We start from the raw sequence: 11,317 nt of genomic DNA, 5'->3' as shown, positions 1-11,317 counted from the left end.
AAGTTATGTTCCGTCTGTTTTTACGATAAATTCAATTTAAATAAGTCAAATAAAATATATTTTTTTAAATAAAGTTGCAAACGCTTACTGGTGAGAAGCGTACAGATAGGAAGGTTCCTTTATGGAAAAGAAATGTAAGTTTAGTATTCGAAAATACGCTATCGGTGCTTGTTCTGTTATGATAGGTGTCCTGTTATTTGGTATGCCATTGGCATCGGCTGATGTGGTACAACCGTCCAGTTCAGCAACTGTTACTAGCGAGTCATCAGGTGGCAGAGGAAATGATTCTGGTACGGTCGAGCGGGTAGAAGGTCTAACAGAATTGCCAGCTGACTTAGCAGACAAATTGGCAAAAGCCGACTCTGGCGACAATGGAGGAAGCAGTTCTGATAATAGCGAAAATACTTCTGAAGCAACATCAGAGGTAGCTACTCCCAAACCGGATCAGCCATCTGTAAACACAGAAGCAACTAATCCACAGCCGACTCAACCAACACTGACTACACCTCCAGCACCAACTACACCAGTGAAAGAAGTGGTAAATATTCCTGATGTTAATCATTTATTGAATGCACAGGTGAGAGCGTCCAACCATGAGCAGAATACATCTAATACTGGCGATAAAGCTGTAGATGGAGACGACAATAGTCGTTGGGCAACAGATAGGAATGCAGTAACTCCTCATCTAACCATGACTTTAAATAAGGTGACATCAATCAAGCGAATTGAGATTGATTGGGATCGTAGACAGAGAGCGGGACAGCCTAATGATCCAAATGTGCAAGGATGGAAACTTTATTATGCTACAGCAGAAGCTATTAATGAAGAAGAAGCTACTCGTAAATGGAAACTAGCTTATGAAAAAGATGGTCAACCTATCTTAGATGAAAGGGTTAATCTTGATACTCCGATTGAAGCCAAATATCTCAAGTTGGAAATCACTAAATACACTGAAGGTAGTATGCGCTGGCGTAATGTTGGCATTCAAGAATTGCGCGCTTATTCTAATATTCCTGATCCAGCACAAGTAACTAATCTTAACCAAGTAGAGTCATTGACTTTAGCTCAAGATGGACGCTCGCTAATCATGCCTGAGTTGCCAGGTGAAGTTAGTTTAGTCGGCAGCAATAAAAAAGGTGTTATTGATTTAAACAATAAAGTCTATCAACCTCTAACGGACCAGACAGTTAAAGTTTCTTTGCAACAAGTGCATGAAGGCCAAACCATTACCAAGGAATTTGAGGTTAGAGTTCCTGGTCGCTATGCAGACGAGGGAGTTGGAGACAAGCCGACAGTGGCTCCAACTGTTCAGCAATGGCACGGTGAAGAAGGACGTTCTTCTATTTTGGAAGACACCGTTCTATCTGTTGGAGATTCAGGATTTGACAAGGCAGCTAATTTCTATGCTAATGACTTGATTTCTCGAGGATTAGAGCTTGCCAAGGGAGACAGTACATCCGCGCATCGTATTGAGTTTAAAAAGGTAACGGACAAGGGCTATGGTGAAGAAGGCTATGGTATTACGATTCGTGATAATGTCTTTACCATTGAAGCGCAGACCAATAAAGGTGCTTTTTATGCTACTCGAACTCTACTTCAAATGGGGCAAGAAAATATCCAAAATGGTGAAATTCGAGACTTTCCAAGTTTCAGCCACCGTGGATTTATGCTAGATACTGGTCGTAAGTTTATTCCTTATGATACTCTTGTGGACATTATGCTAAACATGGCTTACTACAAGATGAATGACTTGCAGTTGCATTTGAATGATAACTATATTTTCCTCAAGGAGCACTTAGCAGGTAAACATCTGACCAAGGAGCAGGAAATTGAATATGTGCTCAATCATGCAGATACAGGTTTCCGTTTACAGACAGATATTGTCGGTGACAATGGTGTGTCTTTGACTTCTAAGCAACACTATACTAAGGATGAAATGCAAAGACTCATCGCTTTGGCTGATGAGTTAGGAATCAACTTAGTACCAGAAATTGATACACCGGGGCATGCTTTATCATTTGTGAAGGTTCGTCCAGACTTGATGTATAAAGGACAGCTGAGTCCGAATAAGCACAATGTAGAGCGTGTTGCGATGCTTGATTTGGACAAGAATTATGATGAAACATTGCGCTTTGTCAAGTCTGTTTATGATAAATTGCTGGATGGTAAGGATGCACCGCTTCGTGGTGTTAAGACGATTCACATCGGAACAGATGAGTACTATGGCAACAATGAAAACTATCGTCGTTATGTTAACGATTTGATCACCTATATCAAAGGTAAGGGCTATACGCCACGAATTTGGGGTTCACTTAGCCGTAAGAGTGGGCAAACACCAGTTGATTTGAAGGGTGTCGAGGTGGATATCTGGAGTCTAGGTTGGCAACATCCACAAGCGGCTTTGAAGGCTGGTGCTAAAATTATCAATATTACGGATGTTCCGACTTACAGTGTGCCAAATGGTAATAACCAGCAAGGAGCATACGGTGATTACTCTTCTTATGAGTATCAATATAATCGCTGGACGCCAAATGATTTTACGACAGCAGGAAATGGTCCAAAATTAGCAGCTTCAAACCCTCATATCTTGGGTGGTGGACATGCTGTTTGGAATGATAATATTGATCTCCATGAAACAGGCATGACTTCTTATGATATTTTCAAGCGCTTCTTTGAAGCAACAAGAGTTACTGCTGAAAAGACTTGGGGATCAAATCGGGCTGCTAACAACTTTGCAGGAAGAACCTTGCCACGCGCAGACTATGTTTATGCACCCGGTAGCAATCCAGAGTACAAGATTGATGATACTGAGACCTATGAAATCAATCCAAAGACAATCAAGCGTTACGATGCAGAAAGCATCGCACAAAGCACAAAAGGCCTGGTCTTCAATAAAGAAAGCAAGATTGAAAATGCCATTGGGAACGTTGGTCCAAGTCACGTCTTAAAAGTTGATGTGACGGTTACAGGTGATGGTGTGCAGGAGTTAGCTTCTAGTGAGGGGAACAAGCTCTATTTGTCTGATGAGTCGGGTAAAGTAGCCTATAAGTTTGAGCAACACCATATTCAGTTTGACAAGACATTGGAAAAAGGTAAACGCTATGAGCTAGTCTTTGTCACCAAACCTCAGTCAACTGAGCTCTATGTCAATGGTGAAAAGATCAATCGTATTGCCAATCCAGCTCATCCAAGATTGGCCCACACAAGTCTTGTCCTACCTCTTGAAAAAATCGGAGGTTTTGAAGGTACTTTGCACAATCTCAGCTTGTCTGATAAGCCATTTGTCAATCCACGTTTGATTGCACAGGATCAGATTGCCCGTGTGGAAGCAAGTAGTGAGCAGCTACCAGGAAATGCTACAGAAGGAGCTGTTTCTAAAGCCTTTGATGGCAATCCTGCAACCTTCTGGCATTCACATTGGACGAAGAAGGACCCGTCTTATACGGTTACTATGACCTTGAAGCAAGCAACAGCTATCAATGCTTTGACTTATCTTCCTCGCCCAGGCGGTGGAAATGGTCTTGCGACCCAGTACGAAGTCTATGCTAAAAAGGCTGATCAATTGGTTAAGGTAGCTGAAGGTACTTGGGATAATAATGTAGCTGAAAAAATTGCAAACTTTGAAGCTGTCGAAACGGATACAATCCAGTTGAAGATCCTACAGGGAGTGGAAGGATATGCTAGTGCAGCTGAAATCAATCTTTTGAAACCAATAGCTACATTAGACGAGCCTGCCACACCACCAGCACCAAAACCGGATCCAAAACCTGAAACTCCAGCTCCAACTCCGAAAGATGACGGAACTGTTGAATTGGAAGATACTTTTATCGCTAAAAAACCAGCAGATCCAAGTGTAGTAGAAGCAGCTTTGAGAAGCCAAGAATACCTTGAGAAACAGTATAAGATTTTCCCAACTCCTCATAAGGTTACTTATGGTGATGGCTTGGTACGTCTAGATAAGAAAGTTCATTTGGTAATTGGTGAGCAAGTTGATATTTACACTCGTAATCGACTCAAGTCTATTTTGCAAAATAGCAATATCTCCTATACTACTGGTAAGACAGCTGAAGCTGGCGCAACCAATATCTATCTGGGAGTTCACCAGACTGGCTCAAAAGCGGAAGAAGCTCAGAGAACAGAGTCTGTTAACCAAGGATTATTTGATAAGATTGATGCTTATTCATTAGTTGTTAAAGGTCAGCAAATTTCCATTGTCGGAAAAGATACAGATGCTGTCTTTTATGGACTAACAACACTCAAGCATATGCTAAATGATAGCCCTGCTCCAGTTCTGCGTGAGGTCAATGTTGAAGATTATGCTGATATGAAGAATCGTGGCTTTATCGAAGGCTATTATGGTAATCCATGGTCTAATAAAGATCGGGCGGCCTTGATGCGATATGGCGGTGATTTAAAANTGACCCAGTATATTTTTGCACCAAAAGATGATCCATATCACAACAGTAAGTGGAGAGAACTTTATCCAAAAGAAAAACTAGAAGAAATCCGCCAACTTGCTAAGGTAGGGAATGAAACTAAGACTCGCTATGTCTGGACCATTCATCCATTTATGAATAGTCGAATTCGCTTCCAAAATGAGACTGTTTACCAAGAAGACTTGAATGCAATCAAAGCTAAATTTACTCAGTTGCTGGACGTCGGCGTTCGTGAGTTTGGTATTCTTGCAGATGATGCAGCTCAGCCTTATGGTGGTTATGAAAGTTATAACCGCTTGATGAAAGATATGACCGATTGGTTGACTGAAAAACAAGCGACTTATCCAGGCTTGAAGAAAGAGATGATTTTTGTTCCAAGTCAGTATTGGGGCAATGGTCGAGAAGACGAACTGCGTTCTCTAAACCGTAATCTTCCGAAAAGTAGCATTATGACTCTGACAGGAGGCAAGATTTGGGGTGAGGTCTCTGAAAACTTCTTGACTCAACTTAAACAAAATATAGAAGCATCTGGTCAACCATATCGTCCCGTTCAACTTTGGATTAACTGGCCGTGTACGGATAATTCTAAGCAACACCTTATCTTGGGTGGTGGTGAGAAATTCCTACATCCTGGTGTGGATCCAAGCTTAATCGGTGGGGTCATGCTCAATCCAATGCAGCAATCAGAACCATCTAAAATTGCTCTCTTCTCAGCTGCAGAGTACAGCTGGAATATCTGGAAGAATGAGGCGGAAGCCAAGGCTGTTAACGATGTAGCTTTCAACTTTGCAGAAACAGGTCGTTTCACAGAGACCAAAGAATCTGCAGCCTTCCGTGAGCTAGGTAAGCACATGATTAACCAACATATGGATAATCGTGTTGTGAAGCTAGAAGAGTCTGTAGAGCTAGCTCCGAAATTGACAAACTTCATGAACAAGTTGAAAGCAGGTCAAGATGTCTCAGCTGAGCGCAAAGAGTTGAAGGCAGAATTTGCTAAGCTAAAAGCTGCTGCTGAGACCTATAAAGCATCAGGAAATGAACAGATGCGTGAGCAGATTAAGTACTGGCTTGATAATACCATTGACCAGATGAATGCCCTGGATGCTCTCTTGACAGCTACTGAATTTATTGGTAGCAAAAATGCTGACGGTCTTTGGAATAATTACTACAAGGGCTTGAAAGATTATGAACAATCTAAGAAACATTCCTTCTGGTATGTTGACCACTACGAAAATGCTGAGCTAGGTGTACAGCATATCCGTCCATTTATCCTTAACCTTAAAGAATATCTAGCTAAGGAAATCGAAAAAGAACTGAATCCAGATAAAGTTGTAACGACCTTTATTACTAACCGTACAGGTGGTGAAGGAGATTTGGCTCAGGTCTTGGACGGAGACTTGTCAACTCAAGTTATCTTTAAAAATCCAACCAGAATTAGTACTGGCGATTATATTGGACTTCAGTTCAATAAGCCTGTTTCTATCAAGAAATTGAGTTTTGCTATGGGAGCTGTCAGCAATCCGAAAGATACCTTTAACAAGGCCAAGATTGAATACCTAAATGAAGCAGGTGAGTGGACTGCTCTTCCTCAAGGTAACTATGTCGGCAATGAGTCTGAGATTACCTTAGATAATCTTGATATCAAAGCCAAAGGTATTCGAATGGTGGCAACAGAAGACCGAGACAATACTTGGTTTGCAGTTCGTGAAATCGTAGTTAACCGTCCTCTTGAAAATGCCAAGAAGAAAGCTGGAAGCATTACCATCAGTCCAAATCTGGTCTATAAACTCAATACAACGTCTGCCAAGATGACAGATAATAGTGATAGCACAGAAGCAATGTTGGCAAGTTCTTCAACAGCAAATGGAGAAAGAGATACAACCCCAGTAGATGCTTGGGTACAGTTGGATCTTGGCTCTCAACAAACAGTCAAGAAGATTCGTTTGGTACAAGGTGTGACAGATAAGCTAGCAGCTGGTGTTATCGAAGTCTCTACTGACGGACAAAACTGGACAACAGTAGCCAACTTGACAGGTGAGCAAAGCAAAGAAGTTGAAACCAATCAGAATATCCGTTATGTACGCGTTAGAAATACGCAAAAGACGAATTTCTGGTGGCGAATTGGCAACCTATCTGTCGAGTCAGAGACTGGAACAGACCAATACACAGATACTAATGTTGATCAACTCAAGGCTACTCAAGTCCATGAAAAATTGGGTCGCTACGAGATGCATATTCCAGCCGGTACAACTTTAGATGCGGGTCAATATCTTGGCATGAAACTAGATCGCCTCCATGAAATTGAGGATTTGAAACTGGGTGAGAATGCTAATCAAGCACTCCAGCTCCGCTATTCTCCAAATGGAGTGGAGTGGTATAGTGCCTCTGAGTTACAAGACCACCAGCTCGTCCGTTATGTACGTCTTGAAAACAAGACAGGTCAGAAACAGGCAATCGGAACGACTTCTTTGCTTTTGACTACTAAGGAAATTCAACCAACATCGATTGAGTCTACCAGCATGGGTATTGATCCCAACTATGGTAGCGGAGATGTTCGTAAAGCGAAAAACCTAGACCAGCTCTTTGATGGTGATTTAAACAATTATGTTGAATTTTCTGATTATCCACAAACCGATGGTCATATGACGCTCAATCTTGGAGCAACCCGTCAAATCAAGAAGATTCGTGCCTACATTAAAGATGGTACACAGAACTATCTTCGTGATGGAAAGATTCAAGTTGGCGCAGATGGCAAGACCTGGAAAGATGTCGTTTCAGTGGGAGACGGTCAGGAAAATCCAGCACGTGATGACTCCTTAACTGATGGCTGGACACATGATTCACAGCGACCTGGAAATCGCTATATTGAGGGAGAATTGCCAGAAGCAACTGCGGCGAAATATCTCCGAGTGCTCTACACAGCTCCTTATCGTCATCGCTTTGTTGGATTTACAGAGTTAGTTATCAATGATGGAGAATACACTAAGTCAATCAATAATCCAACTGTGGAAGGTACTGGTACAGAGACCAAGTCATCTGAAAAGAATAATATAGCAGATGGAAATATTCTCAGCAGTTACAAGGCAACCCAAGACAGCGGTGAGTTGATTTACCATCTATCTGAAAAGACAGAATCAAATCACGTTCGCCTGATTTCAGATATTCCAGCAGGAAGCTCAGCGCACATTTGGGCAAGAACCATTTCCAAAGATGGCCAAACAGCTTGGCAAAACTTGGGTGCGGTTACCACAAGTTTCCAAACCTTCCAGCTCGCTAACAGCGCCCACTTATTAGATGTTAAGTTGAAGTGGGAAGGTGGTCGCCCTGAGTTTTACGAAGTCTCTACCTATCATGCCGAGATAGCTGAGACACCCAATCCAGATACACCAAAACCTCCAGTTCACAAAACGACTCCAGATGAAGGCGTTCAAGCTCCTGTAGTTGAGCAGCCGCGCTTGGATGTGGTGACTGAAGAAGTTAGCTTTAAGACCATAGAACGCGAAAATCCACAATTGCCTAAGGGCACTCGAAAAGTTGTCCAAGAAGGTAAGGTCGGTGAGAAGACCACGCTTGTCGAAGCGACTATCGAAAATGGTCAAGAAACTGACCGCGTGACTCGCGATAGCTTTGTTTCCAAAGCCCCAGTCGACAAGATTGTGGAAATCGGCAAGCCAGTTGAGCAGGTTACACCAGCTGAAGGCGTTAAGAATTTGGTTGTCGAGCAGCCACGACTTGATATCGTGACAGAAGTTCTACCGTTTAATACCGTCGAACGTGAAAACGCACAATTGCCTAAGGGCACCCGAAAAGTTGTCCAAGAAGGCAAGGCCGGTGAAAAGACAACGCTTGTGGAAGTGACTATCGAAAATGGTCAGGAAACTGGTCGACTGACTCGCGATAGCTTTGTTTCCAAATCCCCAGTCGACAAGATTGTGGAAGTTGGCAAGCCAGTTGAGCATGTTACACCAGCAGAAGGCGTTAAGAATCTTGTTGTTGAACAGCCGCGCTTGGATATTGTGACAGAGGCTCTACTGTTTAACACCGTTGAGCGTGAAAGTGCTCAATTGCCTAAGGGCACCCGAAAAGTTATCCAAGAAGGCAAGGCCGGTGAAAAGACCACTCTGGTTGAAGTAACAATCGAAAATGGCCAAGAAACTGGTCGAGTGACTCGCGATAGCTTCGTTTCTAAAGACCCAATCGATCAGATTGTGGAAGTTGGCAAGCCAGTTGAGCAAGTAACACCAGATCAAGGTATTAAGAATCTTGTTGTCGAGCAGCCACGCTTGGATGTGGTGACTGAAGAGGTTGGCTTTAATACCGTCGAACGTGAAAATGCTCAATTGCCTAAGGGCACTCGAAAGGTTGTCCAAGAAGGCAAGGCCGGCGAGAAGACCACGCTTGTGGAAGTGACCATCGAAAATGGTCAGGAAACTGGTCGAGTGACTCGCGATAGCTTCGTTTCTAAAGATCCCGTTGATCGGATTGTGGAAGTTGGAAGCAAGGAAGAAAAACCAAACAAACCAACTACACCAGAGAAGCCTGTAGAGCCATCTAAACCATCTAAGCCAGAAAATAACTTACGTATCTTGACGGACGAAGCTACCAAGGTTCAAGTGATTGGCATGAAGTCTACGCTTGATCAAGTTGTAGCCTTGAAGGTCAAGAAAGTAGCAGCTCAAAGCCTAGAAGGTAAGCTCTACGATGCTTATGACATTAGACTAGAAGACCAATTTGGCAAAGCTGTACAACCTAAGGGTAAGGTCTTTATCAGCCTTCCAGTTGCATCTAACAAAGATGTTGAAAATGTCTTCTTTATGACAGCGGCTAATCAGCTTGATGCGGTATCCTTCCAGCAAAAAGGTCATTATATCGAGTACATGACAGATCAGCTAGGTGTTTATGCGGTTGTTTACAAGTCAACTGCAACCCCGCAGGTGCAGGAGCAAGTGCACGGATCTAAAGTAGATGGTTCTACTAAAGGCCGAGCTACTAAGTCAGCAACCTTACCAAGTACAGGCACAGCAACAGATTCAGCCTTCCTTCTCGGTCTTCTGTTAGCATTGACAGGATTATTCCTGATGAAGAAGAAGGAAGAATAAAAGGGCTCTTTGTCAACTATGGTGGTTTGATGATAAGTCGATTTATGGAGAGGATCTTTTGGTCTTCTCCTTTTTGATGTTCGGAATCTAAAATGCAGAGTCTGAAGTCTCTGAAATTGTGAAAAAGAAATCTTTACTCTTCTTGATCTTGTTACTTATTTATTGTCGTTCAAAAGCTATTTTTTCTACATGAAAGAATATTCATAATCTCTAATTTAAGTGTAGTAATCAGCGATTTACAAAAAATACCGTGCAAACCTTTTCACCGTTAAAAAAATCTGCTATAATAAGAGGGAGAACGAATACAGAGGAGAATATCATGTCAAAAAAAATTATTGGGATTGACCTTGGTGGTACATCTATCAAATTTGCAATTTTAACGCAAGAGGGTGAAATCCAAGAAAAATGGTCTATTAAAACTAATATTTTGGATGAAGGAAGCCATATTGTAGACGATATGATTGAGTCTATTCAGCATCGTTTGGAGCTCCTAAATCTATCAGCTGAGGACTTTGTCGGAATTGGCATGGGATCACCGGGTGTGGTTGATCGTGAGAAAGGGACTGTTATCGGTGCCTACAACCTAAACTGGAAGACCCTCCAGCCGGTAAAAGAGAAAATCGAAAAAGCGACGGGCATTCCATTCTTCATTGATAATGATGCTAATGTAGCTGCGCTTGGTGAGCGTTGGATGGGTGCTGGTGAGAACCAACCAGACGTTGTCTTTATGACACTTGGTACTGGTGTTGGTGGCGGTATCGTTGCGGAAGGTAAATTGCTCCACGGTGTGGCAGGTGCGGCAGGCGAGCTGGGCCATATCACTGTTGATTTCGATCAACCAATCGCATGTACTTGTGGTAAGAAAGGCTGTCTTGAGACAGTAGCTTCTGCAACTGGAATTGTCAACTTGACTCGTCGTTACGCTGATGAATATGAAGGCGACGCAACTTTGAAACGCTTGATTGATAACGGAGAAGAAGTAACTGCTAAAACTGTATTTGATTTAGCAAAAGAAGGTGACGATCTTGCCTTGATCGTTTATCGTAACTTCTCACGTTACTTGGGAATTGCTTGTGCCAATATCGGTTCAACCCTTAATCCATCAACGATCGTTATTGGTGGTGGAGTGTCAGCAGCAGGGGAGTTCCTACTTGAAGGTGTTCGTAAAGTTTATGAAGAAAATACCTTCCCACAAGTACGCACCTCAACTAAATTGGCGCTGGCTACACTTGGAAATGACGCTGGCGTAATTGGAGCAGCTTCGCTGGTACTTCAATAGTTCTAATTACTTCCTCTCTTAGCATAGCTATAAGGAGGGCTAAAAATGAAGAGAAAAGTTGCATATTTTCTAATATTATTTCCCATTTTTCTTTTGATCTTATCCGCTTGCAAATCAAAGACAGAAGGTTTTCTGACCATATTGGATAGTCAGAATCAGCAAGTTTATCAGACAAATAATACCAAAACCTTGGATGAATTTGCAGACATTCTGGATAAGGTCGAATCTGAGGAAGATAATGAAGATGCCTGGGTTGATTTACCTGATGATGCAGAGGTTAATTATATCTATGATATTAGTGGGAGAAAGGGAGAAAGTGGCGCTAAATTTACGACCTACAAAAACTACCCCTATGTCACCCTTTCAAATATTCCTGCTGTGTCAGATATTACCTTGAGGTTATCAGAAAAAGATGCGAATAAGCTTAATCATCCAGATGAATGGGTCAAATAAAGTTTTCTCCTGCTAAACTTGGCAGGAGAATTTTTATGGAAAATTTGCTA

The 11,317-nt window shown here is 42.2% G+C and carries 3 protein-coding genes and 1 pseudogene; all 4 read left to right on the top strand.

Going from position 1 to position 11,317, the window contains the following annotated elements; genetic code table 11:
- Nucleotides 1-121: 121 nt before the first annotated feature.
- Nucleotides 122-8,134, top strand: a pseudogene (locus D8793_RS11350) (beta-N-acetylglucosaminidase domain-containing protein); the annotation flags it as partial.
- A gap of 42 nt (nt 8,135-8,176) precedes the next feature.
- On the top strand, nt 8,177-9,535 hold the full coding sequence (locus D8793_RS12445; RefSeq protein ID WP_446677538.1) for a G5 domain-containing protein: 1,359 nt from the start codon (nt 8,177-8,179) through the stop codon (nt 9,533-9,535).
- Between the two features lie 319 nt (nt 9,536-9,854).
- The gene (locus D8793_RS11345) at nt 9,855-10,814 is read left to right on the top strand and encodes an ROK family glucokinase (protein WP_125372335.1); all 960 of its coding nucleotides are present in this window, start codon (nt 9,855-9,857) and stop codon (nt 10,812-10,814) included.
- A gap of 45 nt (nt 10,815-10,859) precedes the next feature.
- The gene (locus D8793_RS11340; RefSeq protein ID WP_125372333.1) at nt 10,860-11,267 is read left to right on the top strand and encodes a hypothetical protein; all 408 of its coding nucleotides are present in this window, start codon (nt 10,860-10,862) and stop codon (nt 11,265-11,267) included.
- The last annotated feature ends 50 nt before the right edge of the window (nt 11,268-11,317 follow it).

Source organism: Streptococcus cristatus (assembly GCF_003943465.1).
GTDB classification, from domain to species: domain Bacteria; phylum Bacillota; class Bacilli; order Lactobacillales; family Streptococcaceae; genus Streptococcus; species Streptococcus cristatus_C.
Note: the sequence above shows the minus strand (reverse complement) of the source record. Positions and strands in the feature narration are given on the sequence as shown.